This is a genomic window from Mycolicibacterium flavescens (assembly GCF_001722335.1).
In the GTDB taxonomy this organism is placed as follows: domain Bacteria; phylum Actinomycetota; class Actinomycetes; order Mycobacteriales; family Mycobacteriaceae; genus Mycobacterium; species Mycobacterium flavescens.
In genome coordinates, this window is sequence record NZ_MIHA01000026.1 from 14,447 (window position 1) to 32,160 (window position 17,714).

12 protein-coding genes and 1 tRNA gene are annotated in these 17,714 nt (G+C 70.1%); 4 read left to right on the plus strand and 9 right to left on the minus strand.

The window, feature by feature from the left end:
• Positions 1–32: 32 nt before the first annotated feature.
• The gene (locus tag BHQ18_RS25335; RefSeq protein WP_069416415.1) at positions 33–344 is read right to left on the minus strand and encodes a hypothetical protein; all 312 of its coding nucleotides are present in this window, start codon (positions 342–344) and stop codon (positions 33–35) included.
• A gap of 129 nt (positions 345–473) precedes the next feature.
• Between BHQ18_RS25335 and BHQ18_RS25340 the strand changes: the two genes are divergently transcribed.
• The 3 genes from BHQ18_RS25340 to BHQ18_RS25350 are packed head-to-tail and all read left to right on the plus strand — an operon-like array spanning position 474 to position 2,828.
• Positions 474–1,505, plus strand: a complete 1,032-nt coding sequence (locus BHQ18_RS25340) for an NHL repeat-containing protein (RefSeq protein ID WP_069416416.1) — start codon at positions 474–476, stop codon at positions 1,503–1,505.
• Positions 1,502–1,759, plus strand: coding sequence for a DUF5703 family protein (locus BHQ18_RS25345; RefSeq protein WP_069416417.1), 258 nt, complete (start codon positions 1,502–1,504; stop codon positions 1,757–1,759). The genes BHQ18_RS25340 and BHQ18_RS25345 overlap by 4 nt, the downstream gene beginning before the upstream one ends.
• Positions 1,760–1,766: 7 nt before the next feature.
• Complete coding sequence (locus BHQ18_RS25350) at positions 1,767–2,828, plus strand: quinone-dependent dihydroorotate dehydrogenase (protein WP_069416418.1); 1,062 nt, start codon at positions 1,767–1,769, stop codon at positions 2,826–2,828.
• 79 nt (positions 2,829–2,907) lie between these two features.
• Here the strand turns inward: BHQ18_RS25350 and BHQ18_RS25355 are convergent, their stop codons facing one another.
• Together BHQ18_RS25355 and BHQ18_RS25360 are read right to left on the minus strand one after the other, a co-directional pair.
• Positions 2,908–3,438 carry a YbhB/YbcL family Raf kinase inhibitor-like protein gene (locus tag BHQ18_RS25355; protein WP_069416419.1) on the minus strand — a complete coding sequence of 177 codons (531 nt, stop codon included), beginning with the start codon at positions 3,436–3,438 and terminating at the stop codon, positions 2,908–2,910.
• A gap of 21 nt (positions 3,439–3,459) precedes the next feature.
• Complete coding sequence (locus BHQ18_RS25360; RefSeq protein WP_069416420.1) at positions 3,460–4,794, minus strand: M20/M25/M40 family metallo-hydrolase; 1,335 nt, start codon at positions 4,792–4,794, stop codon at positions 3,460–3,462.
• Positions 4,795–4,874: 80 nt separating this feature from the next.
• Between BHQ18_RS25360 and BHQ18_RS25365 the strand changes: the two genes are divergently transcribed.
• Positions 4,875–4,963 (plus strand) — tRNA-Leu (locus tag BHQ18_RS25365).
• 88 nt (positions 4,964–5,051) lie between these two features.
• Here the strand turns inward: BHQ18_RS25365 and BHQ18_RS25370 are convergent.
• The 6 genes from BHQ18_RS25370 to BHQ18_RS25395 form a co-directional block, all read right to left on the minus strand.
• Complete coding sequence (locus BHQ18_RS25370; protein WP_069416421.1) at positions 5,052–8,951, minus strand: bifunctional nitrate reductase/sulfite reductase flavoprotein subunit alpha; 3,900 nt, start codon at positions 8,949–8,951, stop codon at positions 5,052–5,054.
• Positions 8,952–8,956: 5 nt separating this feature from the next.
• Complete coding sequence (locus BHQ18_RS25375) at positions 8,957–10,387, minus strand: nitrate/nitrite transporter (RefSeq protein WP_069416422.1); 1,431 nt, start codon at positions 10,385–10,387, stop codon at positions 8,957–8,959.
• Between the two features lie 141 nt (positions 10,388–10,528).
• Complete coding sequence (locus tag BHQ18_RS25380) at positions 10,529–11,275, minus strand: alpha/beta fold hydrolase (RefSeq protein ID WP_069416423.1); 747 nt, start codon at positions 11,273–11,275, stop codon at positions 10,529–10,531.
• A 20-nt stretch (positions 11,276–11,295) separates the two neighbouring features.
• Complete coding sequence (locus BHQ18_RS25385; protein ID WP_234794315.1) at positions 11,296–14,574, minus strand: helix-turn-helix transcriptional regulator; 3,279 nt, start codon at positions 14,572–14,574, stop codon at positions 11,296–11,298.
• 53 nt (positions 14,575–14,627) lie between these two features.
• Positions 14,628–16,169, minus strand: a complete 1,542-nt coding sequence (locus BHQ18_RS25390; RefSeq protein WP_069416424.1) for a phospholipase D family protein — start codon at positions 16,167–16,169, stop codon at positions 14,628–14,630.
• Positions 16,166–17,710: a phospholipase D family protein gene (locus tag BHQ18_RS25395; RefSeq protein WP_069416425.1), complete on the minus strand. Its 1,545-nt coding sequence runs from the start codon at positions 17,708–17,710 to the stop codon at positions 16,166–16,168. Before BHQ18_RS25395 ends, BHQ18_RS25390 begins: the two co-directional genes overlap by 4 nt.
• Positions 17,711–17,714: the final 4 nt, after the last annotated feature.

Genomic DNA, 17,714 nt, shown 5'->3' on the forward strand with positions numbered 1-17,714 from the left:
CGTCACGACGACGACCGTACCGTGGGCAGGGGTCAGCGGCTGGCCCGCGCCACCGGCTGCGCGTCGGCCACCGCATCGCGCACCGCCGCGGCGAGGCTGCGCCGGTCGGTGAGGTCGACGTCGGTGAGCTTGCGGCTCGACACCGCGACCACGTCCTCGTCGAGCGGGACCGGCCCGGTCAGCCGCGGCCGGTAGACCTCGACGCGCAGCTGCTGGCGTTCGACCTGGAACGAGAAGGACCGCCCGTCACCGACCTGGCCGAATCCGCTGGCGTGGACGCCGGTGGTGATGTCCTCGAGAACGAATTGACCGGCGCCCAGTTCGCGGTCCGCGGCCAGAGTCATGATCGCACCCTACCGCCGGCCCGCCGACCGGCTGCCGCGCCGCGACAAGCGGCGGTAATCGCACGGTGAGCGGTCTGCCTAGACTGGCCAGTTGACCGACATCTGGAAGCCACAACCGAGAGCTACCCCGTGCCGCCTCGCATAAACCCGCCGAATCGGCGCCTTCGCCCGATCCTGGCGGTGTTGGCAATCACGCTGGTCAGCGGGTGCTCGAGTAACCCGGTGGACGCGCCGCCGCCGACCATCGCGCCCGCCCAGGCCGCGGTGTCCCCACCGGTCACCGCGCGCCCCGACGGTGAAATGCGCCCGTTGGCCGCGCCGGCGCAGGCCGCGCTGGTCGACCCCGCGACCGGCGCGCTGGTGGTGCTGGAGGGTGACGACGGGTCGCGGGTCTCGGTGTTCGGCAGGGACGGCGACCCGCGGACGGTGCCGCTGCCCGGGCCGGCCAGCGCGCTCGTCGGCGACGGGGACGGCTGGGTGTTCGCCTCGACGCGCGGCGGCTACCACCGGATCGACGTGGCCGCCGGCACCGTCGACACGGTCGTACTCGACGGCCGGGGCGACACCGACTTCACCGCGATCGCCCGTCGCGCCGACGGCCGGTTGGTGCTCGGCACGGCCGACGGCGCGGTTCTCACGCTGGGCGGCGACAACGCCGTCGACGCCGAACTGAAGATCTTCGCGCGCGTCGACGCGCTTGTCACACAAGGTGATACGGCAGTCGTGCTGGACCGGGCGCAGACGTCGGTGACGGCGCTGTCGGAAGACGGCGACAACGCCGCGCAGGCGCTGCGGGCCGGTGAGGGCGCGACCACGATGGCCGCCGACAGCATGAGCCGCGTGCTGGTCGCCGACACCCGCGGCCAGGGCCTGCTGGTGTACACGGTCGACCCGCTGATCCTGCGCCAGCAGTACCCGGTGCGCGACGCCCCGTACGGGCTGACCGGGTCCGCGACGCTGGTGTGGGTGTCGCAGACAGCGTCGAACACCGTTGTTGGCTACGATCTGGCTACCGGTATCCCTGTCGAGAAGGTGCGTTATCGAACCGTGCAGCAACCCAACTCGCTGGCCTTCGACGAATCCTCTGGCACGCTGTACGTCGTGTCCGGTTCGGGAGCGGGTGTACAGGTGATCGCCGACGCGGCGAAAGGTGGCCGATGAGCCCGACCAACCGCGGCCGCATGCCCGCCGGCTGGGAACAGGACCTGACCGACGACTACGAGTGGATACCACTGCGGCTGCCGCCGGACGTCACCCGCCTCAGCGCGTCGACCCGGCTGTCCATCGAGGCCGAGTTCCGCGGCTGGGAACTGACCCGGGTGCGGGCCTACACCGACGGGTCGCGCCGGGTGCTGCTGCGACGCAAGAAAACCGCGGCGGACCGCCTGGTGCTACCCGAGCAGCCGGCGCAGTGACCCGTTGATGTACCGCGCGCTGCGGCGGGCGCTGTTTGTTGTTGCGCCCGAACGCATTCACACCTGGGTGTTCGCCACGCTGCGCGCGGCGACGTATCTGTCGTGGCCGCGCCGCGCGCTGCGGCGGTGGCTGGGCCCGCGGGACCCGGTGCTGGCGAGCACCGTGTTCGGTGTCCGGTTCCCCGGTCCGCTGGGCCTGGCGGCGGGTTTCGACAAGAACGGCGAAGGTCTGCACGTGTGGGGTGCGCTGGGCTTCGGCTACGCCGAGGTGGGCACGGTGACCGCGCAGGCCCAGCCCGGCAATCCGGCGCCGCGGATGTTCCGGCTGCCCGAGGACCGCGCGCTGCTGAACCGGATGGGCTTCAACAACCACGGGGCGGGTGAACTCGCGCGGCGGCTGACCCGGCATGTGCCCGACGTGCCGATCGGGGTGAACATCGGCAAGACGAAGGCCACCCCGCCGGAGGAGGCGGTCGCCGACTATGCGGCGTCGGCGCGTCTGCTCGGGCCGCTGGCGGCGTTCGTCGTGGTCAACGTCAGCTCACCGAACACGCCGGGACTGCGCGACCTGCAGGCGGTGCAGTCGCTGCGCCCGATCCTGGCCGCGGTGCGGGCCGAGACCTCCAAGCCGGTGCTGGTCAAGATCGCACCGGACCTGTCGGATCAGGATGTCGACGAGATCGCCGACCTCGCAGTCGAATTGGGGCTGGCCGGCATCGTCGCCACCAACACCACGGTGTCGCGGGACGGGTTGGCCACCGCCGGTGTCGACGAGCTGGGTCCGGGCGGGATCTCCGGGCCGCCGGTGGCGCAGCGGTCGCTCGAGGTGCTGCGCAGGCTGTACCGGCGCGTCGGTGACCGGGTGGCGTTGATCAGCGTCGGCGGGATCGAGACCGCCGACGACGCGTGGGAGCGAATCGTGTCGGGGGCGTCGCTGCTGCAGGGCTACACCGGCTTCGTGTACGGCGGCGGGCTGTGGGCCAAACGCATCCACGACGGGCTGGCGCGCCGCCTGCACGACGAGGGTTTCGGCTCGCTGGCCGAGGCGGTGGGCTCGGCGGCCGACTAGCAGGTCACGTCGATTTCTGCGTGAGGGTCGCGAAAACTCGAAATTGACGACCCTCGCGCAGATCTCGGCGTAGGAACGGCTACTTCTGTTCGTAGGTGGCGTGAATCAGCGCCCGGGCGATCGCCTGCTGGAACAGGTTGAAACCGAGGTAGGCCGGGGTCGCGTCCTCGGGCAGGTCGAGCTTCTCCACGCCGACGGCGTGCACGGCGACGATGTAGCGGTGCGGGCCGTGTCCGGGCGGCGGCGCGGCGCCGATGAACCGCTTGACGCCGGCGTCGTTGCGCAGGATCAGCGCGTCGCCGGGCAGGCTGCTGCCGTCGCCGGCGCCCTCGGGCAGTTCGGTCACGGTGGCCGGCAGGTTGGCCACCGCCCAGTGCCAGAAGCCCGACGCGGTCGGCGCGTCGGGGTCGTACATGGTGACCGCGAAGCTGCGGGTCTCCTCCGGGAAGCCCGACCACGTCAGGTGCGGTGAGATGTCGCTGCCGCCGGCGCCCATGATGCCGCTGACCTGATCGTTGCCGAGCGGCTGGCCGTCGGTGAAGGTCTTCGACGTCAGCGTGAACGACGGCAGCTCGGGCAGGAACTCGTAGGGGTTGTAGTCAAACGCCATGGGTTGTCCTTTCGGTCGGATCTAGCTGTGCAACAGGAAATGCTCGAGGACCTGGGTGCCGAACCTCAACGCGTCAACGGGTACCCGCTCGTCGACGCCGTGGAACAACGCGCTGAAGTCCAGATCGGGCGGCAGCTGCAGCGGTGCGAAGCCGAAGCAGCGAATTCCCAACTGCGCGAACGCTTTCGCGTCGGTACCACCGGAAAGCATGTACGGCACGATGCGGGCGTCGGGGTCGACGGACAGGATCGCGCCGTTCATCGCGTCGACCAGGTCACCGTCGAAGGTGGTCTCGTACGACGGGAGTTCGGTGACCCACTCGCGGGTGACGTGAGGGCCGATCAGCTCGTCGACCTCGCGTTCGAAGGCGGCCTGGCGCCCGGGCAGGATGCGGCAGTCCACCACCGCTTCGGCCGAGGCCGGGATGACGTTGGCCTTGTAGCCGGCCTTGAGCATCGTGGGGTTGGCGGTGTCGCGCAGCGTGGCGCCGACGATGCGGGCGATTGGGCCGAGCTTGGCGATCGCGCCGGGCAGGTCCGGGGAGTCGACGTCGAAGGTGTAACCGGTCTCCTCGGTGACGGCCTGCAGGAACTGGCTGACCGCGTCGGTCATCACCAGCGGGAACTCGTGGCGGCCCAGCTTGGCGACCGCCTCGGCGACCGCGGTGACCGAGTTGGTGTCGTGGATCATCGAGCCGTGGCCGGCGTGGCTGCGCGCGGTCAGCTTCATCCAGTTCATCGACTTCTCGGCGGTCTCCACCAGGTACAGCCGACGTTCGCCGCCGTCGCGACGCGGAACGGTCAGCGAGAAGCCACCGACCTCCCCGACCGCCTCGGTGACGCCGTCGAACAGGTCGGGCCGGTTCTTCACCAGCCAGTGCGAGCCGAACTTGCCGCCGGCCTCCTCGTCGGACAGGAACGCGAAGATCAGGTCGCGCGGCGGGGTGATGCCGGCCCGCTTGAAGTGCCGGGCGATCGCGATCAGCATGCCGCACATGTCCTTCATGTCGACCGCCCCGCGGCCCCAGACGTAGCCGTTTTCCACCGCACCGGAGAACGGGTGCACGCTCCAGTCGGAGGCCTCGGCGGGCACGACGTCGAGGTGCCCGTGCAGCAGCAGCGCGCCGCGCGAGCGGTCGGCGCCCTCCAGGCGGGCGAACACGTTGCCGCGGCCGGGGGCGCCGGCCTCGATGTACTCGGTGCGGTAGCCGACCTCCTCGAGTTGTTCGGCCACCCAGCGCGCGCATTCGGCCTCTCCCTTGGTGGTGGCGGGCTCGCCGGTGTTGGACGTGTCGAACCGGATGAGCGCGCTGACGAGGTCGACGACCTCCGCCTCGGCGTTGACGGGACCAGTCACGTCACCATTCGTACCATTACAACCCCTGCCGGGTTTGGGTCCGGCCTGCCTCATCCGATAGCCTTAAGCGCCCACAGCAGGTCCGAGTGGCGGAATGGCAGACGCGCTAGCTTGAGGTGCTAGTGCCCTATTAACGGGCGTGGGGGTTCAAGTCCCCCCTCGGACACCAGGCCTTGTTTCGGCGAACGTGCGCGTCTGCTCAAGGACACGCCGCCCGATTTCGACAGTTTGTGCACGCTCACCCGCGCCGCGAGCGCTCAGTACACGTCGCGCACGTAGCGTTTGGCGGCCACCAGTTCCCGTTTGTAGTCGTGCGCCCGCTCGGCCGACATGCCGCCGTGGGTGGAGATGATCGTCGTCAGCGCCGCGTCGACGTCCTTGGCCATCCGCGCCGCGTCGCCGCACACGTACAGGTGCGCGCCGTCGTCGAGCCACCGCCACACCTCGGCGCCCCGGTCGGTCATCTTGTGCTGGACGTACACCCGTGACGCCTGGTCCCGCGAGAACGCCAGATCCAGCCGGTTGAGCAGCCCGTCGCGGGCCATGTCCTCGAAATCGTCGCGGTAGTAGTAGTTCTGGTCGCGGTGCTGTTCGCCGAAGAACAACCAGTTCGGTCCGCGATGCCCGAGCGCGCGGCGCTCCTGCAGGAACCCGCGGAACGGCGCGACACCGGTACCCGGCCCGACCATGATCATCGGGGTGGTGCCGTCCTCGGGCGGCCGGAAGTGCGGCGAGCGTTGCAGGAACACCGGCGCCGACGACGCCCGGTCGGCCAGAAACGTCGAGCACACCCCGCCGCGGGCCCCGCCGTCGGCCCCGCGGTAGCGCACCACCGACACCGTCAACTGCACCTCGTGCGGGCTGACCAGCGGGCTCGACGAGATCGAGTAGCTGCGCGGGGTCAACCGGACCAGCACCTCGCGCCACTGGTCGGGATCGGCGTGCACGACGAACTCCTGGACCAGGTCCAGGCCGTTGCGCCCGCGCAGCCACCGGTCGAGTTTCGGTTTCGGCGCCCGCAGCGCCCTGGCGTCGCGGCTGTTCTCGGCGATGAAACGCAGCAAATCCGGGGTGACACGGCAGAAGTCGTAGTGCGACATCAGCGCCTCGCGCCACGGCTTCTCCACACCGTCGACCTCGACCGGGTGACGGGCGGGCACCCCGGTGGCCGCCAACCACGCGTCGACCAGGACGGGGTCGTTGGTGGGCAGCACCCCCAGCGAATCGCCGGCCGCGTACTGCAGATCGTGCTCGGAGATGTCGAACCCGAACTGGCGCACCTCTTTTCGCGAGTTGGCGCCGGTCAGCTCGACGTTGCGCGACAGCGGCACGACGACGGGGTTGGCGCGGGTGAACGGCTCCGCGACGCGGCGCTCAGGTGCGGGCACCTCACAGCCCGGCGCGAGCAGCGCGACCACGCCGTCGGTCCAGCGCCGGATCGGTTCCTCGTCGTAGGCCTCACAGTCGGCGCGGTCCATCAGCCGGGTGCCGCCCAGTTCGGCCAGCCGCGCGTCGACGGCGCGGCCGTGCCCGCAGAAGTCGTCGTAGGACCGGTCGCCGATGCCGAGGACCGCGTACCGCAACCCGGTCAGCGCGGGCGCCCCGGCCGCCGCCAGCCGGGCCCACAGCCCGGTGCCGTTGTCGGGCGGGCCGCCGTCGCCGAAAGTGCTGGTGACAACCAGCACGTCGCGCGCCGCGGCCAGGGTGGCCGGCGATATTTCGTCCATGTTGACCAGCCGCGACCCCGGCAGCCGCTCCGACAGTTCCGCCGCGACCCCCTCGGCGGTGCCGGTCTGCGACGCCCACACCACCAGCGGACCGTCACCGACCGGCGCGGCCTCGGGGGTCCGCTTCGCCAGCAGCCCGTTGATCCACCGACGCACCCCGACGCCGACCGGCGCGCTGTCGGGCAGCACCGGCACCTCTGCGCGGCCCTCGGCCAGACCGCTGAAAAACCCTGAGATGTAGAGCGATTCGTTCTCGGTCAGGGTGGGCGACGCGACCGGCTGCAGGCGCACCGCGCACACCTTGAACTCCGGCTGCAGCGAGTCGGGGTCGACGGCGTCGATGGTCACCGCGTTGATGGTCAGGTCGGGGCCGTGCTCGTCGTTCCAGTGGAACGGGGCGAAACACTGACCCGGCCGGACCCGGTCGCTGATGCGCGCGGGCAGCACCGCCCGGCCGCGGCGCGAGGTGATCTCGACGTGCTGGCTCTCGTCGATGCCGAGCGTGCCCGCGTCGTCGGGGTGGATCTCGACGAACGGGCTGTCGTCGAGCCGGTTGAGCGTCTCGACGCGGCCGGTCTTGGTCATCGTGTGCCACTGGTGTTGCAGCCGACCGGTGTTGAGCACCATCGGGTAGTCGTCGTCGGGCAGTTCGCACGGATCCATGTGCGGCCGCGGGTGAAAGACCGCGCGCCGCGACGGGGTCGCGAACACCAGCCGCGGGGCGTGTCCGTCCGCGTCGACGAAGTGCTCCTGGCTGACGCCGTCGTTGAGGTAGCGGATCGGGTGACGATCCGCGTCGTCGTCGGGTGGGCACGGCCACTGCAGCGGGGTTTCCCGCAGGCGCGCGTAGCTCGCGCCCCGCAGGTCGTAGCCGGTCTTGGGGTTCCAGAACCGCCGGATCTCGTCGAAGATCTGCTCGCTGCAGGTGTAGGCGAAGTGCTCGCCGAAACCCATGTGGTTTGCCACCTGGCAGATCAGCTGCCAGTCCGGAAGGGCCTGGCCCGCAGGCGGAATCGAACGGGGCATCAGCGTGAGGTTGCGTTCGGAGTTGACCATCACCGCGTCGGCCTCGGCCCACAGCGCGGCGGGCAGCGTGATGTCGGCGTAGTCGTTGGTCGCCGTCGTGCGGTAGGCGTCCTGGGTGATCACCAGTTCGGCGGCCTGCAGCCCCGTGATCGCTGTCGACCGGTTGGCCACTGTGGCAACGGGATTGGTGCAGATGATCCAGCAGGCCTTGATGGCCCCGGCGGCGAGGCCGTTGAACATGTCGATGGTGCCCGGTCCGACGTCGGCGCGGATGGTGCCGGGCGGCAGGCCCCACTGCCGCTCGACGAATGCCCGGTCCTGCGCCGACGTCACCGACCGTTGGCCGGGCAGTCCCGGTCCCATGTAACCCATCTCGCGCCCGCCCATCGCGTTGGGCTGGCCGGTCAGCGACATCGGTCCGCTGCCCGGTCGGCAGATCGCGCCGGTGGCCAGGTGCAGGTTGCAGATCGCGTTGGTGTTCCACGTGCCGTGGGTGCTCTGGTTGAGGCCCATCGTCCAGCAGCTCAGCCACTCCCCCGCCTCGGCGATCATCCGCGCGGCGCGCCGGATGTCGTCTTCAGCCAGGCCGGTGAGGTGCGCGACGCGTGCGGGCGGGTAGTCGGCCAGAAACGCCGGCATCGCGTCCCAGCCCTCGGTGTGCTCGGCGATGAAATCCTCGTCGATGTCGCCTGATTCGACGAGCAGGTGCAGCAGCCCGTTGAGCAGCGCGAGGTCGGTGCCGGGACGGATCTGCAGGAACAGGTCGGCGCGTTCGGCGGTGGCGGTGCGCCGCGGGTCGACGACGATCAGCTTGGCGCCGGCCTTGAGCCGGTCGGCCATCCGGAGATACAGGATCGGGTGACAGTCGGCCATGTTCGACCCGATGACGAAAAACAGGTTTGTGCAGTCGAAGTCGGTGTAGGAGCCGGGTGGGCCGTCGGCGCCGAGCGACTGTTTGAACCCGGTTCCGGCGCTGGCCATGCACAGCCGGGAGTTGGACTCGATGTGCACGGTACGCAGGAAGCCCTTGGCCAGTTTGGTCGCCAGATACTGTGCCTCGATGGACATCTGACCCGACACGTACAGCGCGACCGCGTCGGGGCCGTGCTCGTCGACGATGGCCCGCAACCGCCGCCCGGCCTCGGCGACCGCCTCGTCGACCGAAGCGGGCACCGGTTGCGCACCGCGCGCCGGCCGCATCAGCGCGGTGGTCAGCCGCCCGTCGGCGCGCATCATCTCGGCGTGGGTGGCGCCCTTGGTGCACAGCCGGCCGAAGTTGGCCGGGTGCAGCTTGTCCCCGGTGACCCGCGCGATGACGGGAGCGCCGGTGGTCTCGTCTTCGGTGGTGTGTACCTCGACACCGCAGCCCACGCCGCAGTAAGAGCACGCCGTGCGGGTCTTCATCGGCGTCAGGCCGGCACCGGGGACGCGGCGCGCCCGATCTGCTCGCCGGCCCCGGCCCGCGAGGTCTGCATGCGCAGGAACACCAACCAGGTCACGATCGCGCACACCACGTAGAAGGCCAGGAACACCCAGAACGCGTTGGTCGCCGACTTCGCGTCGCTGACGTAGGACGCCCGCAGCACGATGTTGATGGCCACCCCGCCCAGCGCGCCGATCGCTCCGGCGAACCCGATCAGCGCCCCCGACATGCTGCGCGACCAGGCGGCCTTCTCCTCGCGGCTCAGGTCGTCGCGGCCCTGCGCCTTGGCCTCGAAGATCGACGGGATCATCTTGTAGGTCGAACCGTTTCCGATCCCGGACAGGATGAACAGCACGATGAACCCGGTGACGTAGGCGATCATCTGCGCACTGGTCGGGGCGCCCGCCGCGGCGTCGTCGAGCACGCCCGCCACCACCAGCACTCCTGCGCCGAAGATCATCGCGACGAACGTGTAGAGGGTGACTCTGCCGCCGCCGACGCGGTCGGCGAGCTTACCGCCGAACGGCCGCGAGATGGACCCTAGCAGCGGTCCGATGAACGCGATCTGCGCGGCGTGCAACGACGCCTCGGCCGCGGTGTCGCCGCCGGCCAGGAAGTTGATCTGCAGCACCTGCCCGAACGCGAACGAGAAGCCGATGAACGACCCGAACGTGCCGATGTAGAGGAAGCTCATCACCCAGGAATGCTTGAACCGCAACGCCTCTGCCATCGCGCCGAGGTTGGACCGCTGGTTGCCCAGGTTGTCCATGAACAGCGCCGCCCCCAGCGCGGCCAGCCCGATCAGGACGAGGTAGATGGCGCAGACGATTTCGGGTGCGGTGTTGCTGACCGTGGCGATCACCAGCAGCCCGACGAGCTGGATGACCGGGACGCCGATGTTGCCGCCGCCGGCGTTGAGCCCGAGCGCCCAGCCTTTGAGGCGCTGCGGGTAGAACGCGTTGATGTTGGTCATCGACGACGCGAAGTTGCCGCCGCCCAGCCCCGCGACCGCGGCGACGATCATGAACGTCGTGTAGGAGGTGCCGGGGTTGTTCATCACCCACAGGGTCAGCACGGTGGGGATCAGCAGCAGCAGCGCCGAGACGATCGTCCAGTTGCGGCCGCCGAACTTCGCCGGGGCGACGGTGTAGGGGATCCGCATCACCGCGCCGACCAGCGTCGGCATCGCGACCAGGTAGAACTTGCCCGCCGCGTCGATGCCGTAGACGTCCTGCGGCATGAACAGCACCATCACCGACCAGATCGACCACACCGAGAACCCGACGTGTTCGGCGAAGATGGACCAGATCAGGTTGCGTTTGGCGATGGCTTTGCCCGGTGGGTTGCCGTTGGTGCCCTCCCAGGCCTCGACGTCTTCGGCGTCCCAGTGCTCGATGGTTCGGCTCGCAGTCTTCACGGACCTAACAGTGGTGCCCGGCCATTCCGCCGCCGTTGCACCTCGGTGTCCGAAACGTCAACACCCGCTCACTTTTCGCCGGCCCGGCCGGGCGGACGCCCGAAACGCGGACGAAACAATTGTGGCGTGGGTTACGCCCGGTCAGCCCAGATCGGCCCAGAACCGGGTCAGCACGTCGGCGCCCCGCGCCGGGTCCTGCAGCATCCACCAGTGCCCGAGACCGTCGAGTGTCACGGTGTGCGCGCCGGCCCGCTGCGCTGCGCGCCGCCGGTTCTCGCCGGTGCCGACGAACGGGTCCTCGGTCGCGTCCAAGGCCAGCCCGGGTGTATCAGCGGCCTTCTCGAGGTCGCGACCGGCCTCGGCCATGGCCGGTTGGGCGGCCGAGCGGTACAGCGCCAGGATCGCCTGCCGCATGTCGGGGCCCTGCGCGGCCGCCAGCGAGGACGCGGTCGCGTCCGGAATGCCGATCGCGCTCAGTTGCGCGGCGCGCTCCTCGACGCTGCCGCCCATCATGGTGTCGAGGAACTCCTCACCGGCGCCCGGTGTCTGCCACACCTGGGCGGCGTCGTGCCAGACGTAGTCGGCGTCGAGGATGCCGATGTCGTCGCTGACCCAGCTGCGCAGCAGTTCCGGTCGGTGCATCGCGACGTTGACGGTGTGCAGCCCGCCCCAGTCATGTCCGACCAGATCGACCGGCGCACCGATGCGCTCCAGCTCGGCCTCCAGCCAGTCGCGGTAGTCGCAGAAGGTGGCACCGAACCCGCCGACCAGCGGGGCGCCGAAACCCGGCGGCGACAGCCGCACCACGTCGTCGCGGCCCAGCGCGTCGACCAGCGCGTCCCAGATCGCGTCGGTCTCGGGGACTCCGTGCACGAGGACGATCGTCATGGCGCCGATCCTAGGCTGGCTCAGTCGCCGCGGCGGGCAGCCTCCTGCGCCAGTTGGACCCTGGAGGTCAGGCCCAGCTTGGAGTACACGTGCGTCAGGTGGGTCTGCACGGTGCGGTGTGAGATGAACAGCCGCGCGGCGATGTCCTTATTGCCCAGCCCCTCCTTGACCAGCCGCACCACGTCGATTTCGGTCGGTGTCAACGACTCCCATCCGCTGCTGGGACGCTTGCGCTCGCCGCGGCCGCGCAGCGCGTATGCGATCGCCTGCCCCGGGGTCAATCCGGCCCCCTCCGCCCACAGCGTCTGGAAAGCGTTGTCTCCCAGCCCAACACGGCAGGCCGCCACGGCAGCGGCGTGGTCGCGCTGGTAGACGCCGAAGCGGACGGCTCCGGTGTCCTCCCGCACCGTGGCCGCGGCGCCCAACAGCCGTACGGCACGGTCGTGAACGTTGTCGGCCGCATGGATCCGCGCCAGGCACTCCAGGATGTCGGGGACGCGCATGTGCGGCCCCGTCGCAGCCACCGACGCCAGCGCGGCCAGGACGTCGTTCTCGGCCTCGCGCACCCGGTTCTCGGCCAGTGCCACCAAGGCGCGGACGGTCAGGGCGATGGAGACGAAGATTCCGGGCACCACGGCGACCGCCTCGTCGGCCCACCGCCGTGCGGCCGCCGGATCACCGCACGCCAGCAGCGCTTCGGCGAACGGGTTCGTGCATCGTGCGAACGGTTCCCGCAGCGGGATGGTGTGCCGCCACGCGTCTTCACACGCCTTGCGAGCCCGCTGCGCGTCGCCTTCGACGAGTGCGGCGTACGCCTCGACGACGTACACGGTGTCGCCGTAGATTCCACCGGCCGCTTCCGCGGCCAAGACCGCCGCGCAACCGCGGGCGTACGCCTCGTCGACGCGACCGGAGTAGGCGGCGACGCTGCCGTGACCGACCAGCCGGAAGATCCTGGTGATCGGCGGCTCGTCGATTGCCGCCACGTCGGCGTCGAGCAGCCGCAGGGTCTCCTCGGCCGCGGCGAGACGACCCGTCTGGAACATCCCGACACCTGACCACACCCGGGACTGCTGGCTGAAATAGTCGTCGCCGACGGTATCGGCGACCACGCGGGCCTTCTCGGCGACGTCGACCGCGCGCGCCGGATCACCCGCGAAGATCCGGGCGATCGCCTCCATCATCTGGATCTGGCACGTCAGCCAGCCGCAGCCGGCCTCTTCGGACACCCGCGCTCCCTCGGCGAAGCGGCTGTCGGCCAGCGCGCCGTCGTAGAAGGTCAGCATTCCGCACGCGGTCAACGTCCACGCGAGCAGTTCCGGGGAGTCCAGAGTGCGTGCGATCGCCAGCGCCTCCTCGGCCCGGTCCGCGCCGGCCGGGAGCGCGATCGAGGCCGCCAGGATCGCGTGATCGGCCACCGCGCGGGTCCACACCTGCGGGGCCACGGTGTCTCGGCAGCTGTTGTCGTCGAGCACCTGCTCGAACGCGGCGATGCCCTCCCGCTGCCTGCCGCGGCGGAACCACAGGTCGTGCACCGAAGACACCAGCCGAAGCGCCGAATCCGGCTCGGCGAGTTCCAAACTCCACGTGTAGGCGGCCCGCAGGTTGTCCATCTCGGTCTCCGCCCAGTCCATCAGCCGGACCCGGCTCGCCGCGTCGGACACGTCATACGACGCCGCGGTCACGGTGTAGAAGTCACGATGTCGCGTGCGCACGTCGTCGGCTTCGCCGGACTCGCCCAGCTTTTCGAGGGCGTACTGACGCACCGTTTCGAGCAGCCGGTACCGCATCACGCCGCGGTGATCCTCGGCCACCACCAGTGACTTGTCCACCAGCAGGCTGATCTGGTCGAGCAGTTGGAACCGCTCGACCTCACTGCTGCCACCGACAGCCGTCCCCGCGCCGAGGTCGAAGCTGCCCATGAACACCGAAAGCCGCCGGAACAGCACCCGTTCGGCGTCGGTCAGCAGGTTGTGCGACCACTCGACCGACGCCCGCAGCGTCTGCTGGCGGCGCACGGCCGTGCGAGCGCCGCCGGTCAACAGCCGGAACCGGTCGTGCAGGCTGTCCTTGATCTGTGAAAGGGTCAGCGCCCGCACGCGCGCCGCGGCGAGTTCGATCGCCAGCGGCATCCCGTCGAGGCGGGCGCAGATCTCGATGACAGCGTCGACGTTGGCGTCGTCGAGGCGGAAGCCCGGGAGTGCGCGACCGGCGCGGTCGGCGAACAGGTCGACGGCTTCGGTTTTCAGTGACAGCGACGGCACCCGCCAGGTCAGCTCACCGGCGACGCCGATCGGTTCGCGGCTGGTGCTCAGGATGGTCAGGTTCGGGCAGTCCGCCAGGAGCCGGGCGACCAGGTGACCGCACGAGTCGAGCAGGTGCTCACAGTTGTCCAGCAGCAACAGCATTCGGCGCCGGCCGCAGAACGCGGACAGGATGTCCTCCGGGGACCGGCCGGCCTGATCGGGCAGCCCCATCGTCCTGGCCGCGGTGACGGGTACCAGGCGCGGGTCGGTCACCGGCGCCAGGTCGATACACCACACCCCGTCGGGGAAGTCGGAGCCTCGGTCGGCGGCCACCTCGAGCGCTATCCGCGTCTTGCCGACCCCGCCCGCTCCGGTCAACGTGACGAAGCGGTGGTCGGCCAGCAGTTGCCCGACCTCGTCCCTCTCAGCGCGTCGGCCGATGAAGCTCGTCAGTTGTGTCGGCAGCCGGCGTTCCGCGGACCCGGCACGCAGCGGCGGGAACTCGTTGCACAAATCCGGATGGCACAGCTGCACAACGCGTTCCGGGCGTGGCAGATCCCGGAGCGGATGGGTGCCCCGGTCGACCAGCCACGCGCCGTCGGGAAGGCAGTCGAGCACCATCGCTTCGGTTGCTCCCGACAACACTGTCTGGCCGCCGTGAGCCAGGTCCCGCAGCCGCGCGGTCCGGTTGATCGTCGGCCCGATGTAGTTGCCCTCGTCACGCAGCTGGATCTCGCCGGTGTGCACGCCGATACGCAGCCGGAGCGGCGCCAGCGCGGCGCGCTGCAGATCCACCGCGCACCCGAGCGCATCGCTTGCGCGCGCGAACGCAACGACGAAACTGTCGCCCTCACCCTGCTCCACCGGGCGCACACCTTGGTGGCGCTGCACCACATCGGCGAGGACCCGGTCCAACTGCGCGACTGCCTCCGTCATCACCTCGGGCTGGGTCTGCCACAGCCGGGTCGATCCCTCGACATCGGCCAGCAACAACGTCACCGTGCCCGTCGGCAATCCACCCACGTCCAGGCTCCCCCACTCGACCGCGCTCATGTTAACCAGCATCGATCGCGGTCGCTCCGGAAACATCAGCGCATGCGCGTATATCAGAGCCGACGCCTGAGCCGGTCGCGGTAGGACCGGCCGTCGGGGTCATACACGAACCGGTACACCGGTTCGGCCCACATCCGGGTGAACAGCCCGAGCCGCTCGGCCTTGTGCGGTCGCAGCCGGCCCGGCGGCCGCGGCCCCACCCGGCCGGACGCGTACCACGCCTCCAAAGCGTCGGCCGCGGCGTTGATCTCGTCGACGGCTCTCGCCGGGTCGGCCAACCCGCCGTCCTCGCTGCCGTCCTCGGCGCGGTCGAGGTGTTCGCGCAGCAGCCGCAGCCGCAGATCACGCGCGAAGCGGCCCTCGTCGTCGAGCACCGCGCACGACAGTTCGCTGTCGTGCGTCCACGACCGCCGGTTGAAGTTGTCGCTGCCCGAACACGCCCACACGTCGTCGATGACGCAGACCTTCGCATGCACGTACACCGGTGTGCCCGCGTGGTTCTCGACATCGAACACGTGCACCCGGTCCGGGGCGGACCGGCGGCACGTGTCGATCGCCTGCCACCGCCCGACCTGGTTCGGCGGCAGCGCCAGCCGGCCGTCGACGTCGGGGTACCGCGGCACCACGGCGACCAGATGCAGGTCGCGGTTGGCGCGCAGGGCCTCGACGAACAGGTCGGCCACCCGTTTGGACCACAGGTACTGGTCCTCCAGATAGATCAGCTTGCGTGCGCGCGGCACGGCCTTGCTGTAGGCGCGGGCGATGCTGCGTTCGCCGTCGACCGCGAAGTCGTAGGCGAAGTGGGCGTCCGGATAGGTGCGCAGCACCTGGACGTGGTGGGGGCCGCACACCGGCGGGTCCGGCGGCTGGTCGGGCAGCGGGTCGGCGGTCATGTCCGCGCCGCCGAGCTTGTCGCGCAGCCACGCCAGCGGGTTGAGCATGTCCAGCGACGCCGGGTCGGTCCACCGCTCCCGGAACGTCATGTCCAACGCGCCGACGACGGGCCCCCGCAGCTGCAGTTGCACGTCGTGCCACGGTGGCCGGTCCCCGTACTGCTTGCTCATCTCTATCGCCTGCGGGTCACCGTGGTGGTTCGCGTCGTCGCGCCGGGAGTGACACAGGTCGATGCCGCCGGCGAACGCGACGTCGCGCTCCGGTTCGTCCGGATGCCGGATCACCACGAGCTTCTGGTGGTGCGACCCGCCGATGCGGACCCGCTGGTCGAGAAGTACCTCACCGCCGGCGCGTTCGATGTGCTCGCCCAGATGACGGTTCTCCTCTTCGCTGTAGGCCAGCTTGTCCAGGTGCGACCGCCACACCAGGCCCTTGACGATCACCCCGCGTTCGGCTGCGCTGCAGAACAATTCGCGGATGGTCGGGCCGTCGTCACGCATCTTCTGGTCGGGGTCGCCGCGCCAGTCGGTGAAGAACACGTAGTCGCCGGCGCGCAATGCCTCGACCTCGGTGACGAGCCGGTCGAAGTAGGTCGCCCCGTGCACCAGCGGTTCGACGCGGTTGCCCGAACACCAGTTGGGCAGCTGCGAGTCGGGGTTACCGCGTTCGTCGGCGCGCAAGAACCAGTCGTCGAGCTTCATGGCCGCCGCCTGAGCAGCCGGTCGCGGTAGGACCGCCCGTCCGGGTCGAACAGCACCCGGTAGGCGGGTTCGGCCCACAACCGGGTCAGCGGGTCCACGCGTTCGACCGTGTGCGGGCGCAGCCGCCCGGGCGGTCGGGACCCGTCGCATCCCGACGCGTACCACGCCTGCAACTGCTCAGCGCACGAGATGATCTCGCCGACGGCGGTTTCCGGGTCGACCAGCCCGCGGTCCTCGCTGCCGTCGTCGGCACGGTCGAGATGTTCGCGCAGCAGCCGCAGCCGCAGGTCGCGGGCGAAGTCGCCGTCGGCGTCGAGCACCGCGCACGACAGCTCACTGTCGTGGGTCCAGGACCGCCGGTTGAAGTTGTCGCTGCCGATGCACGCCCAGGTGTCGTCGATCACGCACACCTTGGAGTGCACGTAAACCGGTGTGCCCTCGTGGTTCTCGACGTCGAAGACGTGTACCCGGTCGGGTGCGGCGCGGCGGCAGGCACCCAGCGCCAGGTCCCGTCCGACCAGGGTCGGCGGACGGCCCAGGCCGCCCTCGAGGTCGAAGTGTCGCGGCACGACCGCGACCAGGTGCAGGTCACGGTTCGCGGTCAACGCCCCGACCAGCAAATCGGCGACCTCCTCGGACCACAGGTACTGATCCTCGAGGTAGATCAGCCGCCGCGCACGGCGCACCGCTTTGGTGTAGCCGCGCGCGATGCTGCGCTCCCCTTCTTTGGCGAACTCGTACTGGATCAACGCGTCACCGTAGGTGCGCAGCACCTGCACCGCGTGCGGTCCGCACGGTTGCGGGTCGGGCGGTTGTTCGGGCAGTTCGGGCCGCTGGTCGCCGCTCTGGAACCGGTCGCGCAGCCACTCCAGCGGGTTGAACAGGTTCAGCGGCGCACGGGCGGTCCAGCGTTCCCGGAACGTCTGGTCCAGCGCGCCCACGACCGGGCCGCGCAGTTCGAGTTGCACGTCGTGCCACGGGGGGCGTTCGCCGTAGCGTTGCGACATCTGCACGGCCTGCGGATCGCCGCGGTGCGAGGCGTCGTCGCGGCGCGAGTGGCACAGGTCGATGCCGCCGATGAACGCCACGTCGCGCTGCGGCGCGTCGGGATGACGCAGCAGCACCAACCGTTGATGGTGCGAGCCGCCGAGCAGGACCCGCTGATCGAGGAGCACCTCACCGCCCGCGCGTTCGATGGCGTCGGCGAGGTGGCGGTTCTGCTCCTCGTTGAACTGCAGCCGGTTCGGGTAGGACCGCCACATCAGCCCTTTGACCTGAACTCCGCGGTCAGCCGCCGACCGGAACAGCTCCGCGACGGTCGGTCCGTCCTCACGCAGCCGCTGGTCGGCGTCGCCGCGCCAGTCCGCGAAGAACAGGTGGTCGCCGGCGTCGAGCGCCTCGACCTCGGTGACCAGCCGGTCGAAATACGTCGCGCCGTGGATGAGCGCCTCGGCCCGGTTGCCTTCGCTCCACGCTGGCAGCTCCCAGTCGGGGTTGCCCCGCTCCCCGGCGGTGAGAAACCATTCGGCCAGTACGGACACGGGG

Bases quoted from the DNA above. Each gene is read 5' to 3' on its own strand.
- BHQ18_RS25335 (WP_069416415.1), bottom strand. From the start codon at position 344: ATGACTCTGGCCGCGGACCGCGAACTGGGCGCCGGTCAATTCGTTCTC.
- BHQ18_RS25345 (WP_069416417.1), top strand. From the start codon at position 1,502: ATGAGCCCGACCAACCGCGGCCGCATGCCCGCCGGCTGGGAACAGGAC.
- BHQ18_RS25350 (WP_069416418.1), top strand. From the start codon at position 1,767: ATGTACCGCGCGCTGCGGCGGGCGCTGTTTGTTGTTGCGCCCGAACGC.
- BHQ18_RS25355 (WP_069416419.1), bottom strand. From the start codon at position 3,438: ATGGCGTTTGACTACAACCCCTACGAGTTCCTGCCCGAGCTGCCGTCG.
- BHQ18_RS25370 (WP_069416421.1), bottom strand. From the start codon at position 8,951: ATGAAGACCCGCACGGCGTGCTCTTACTGCGGCGTGGGCTGCGGTGTC.
- BHQ18_RS25380 (WP_069416423.1), bottom strand. From the start codon at position 11,275: ATGACGATCGTCCTCGTGCACGGAGTCCCCGAGACCGACGCGATCTGG.
- BHQ18_RS25385 (WP_234794315.1), bottom strand. From the start codon at position 14,574: ATGAGCGCGGTCGAGTGGGGGAGCCTGGACGTGGGTGGATTGCCGACG.
- BHQ18_RS25390 (WP_069416424.1), bottom strand. From the start codon at position 16,169: ATGAAGCTCGACGACTGGTTCTTGCGCGCCGACGAACGCGGTAACCCC.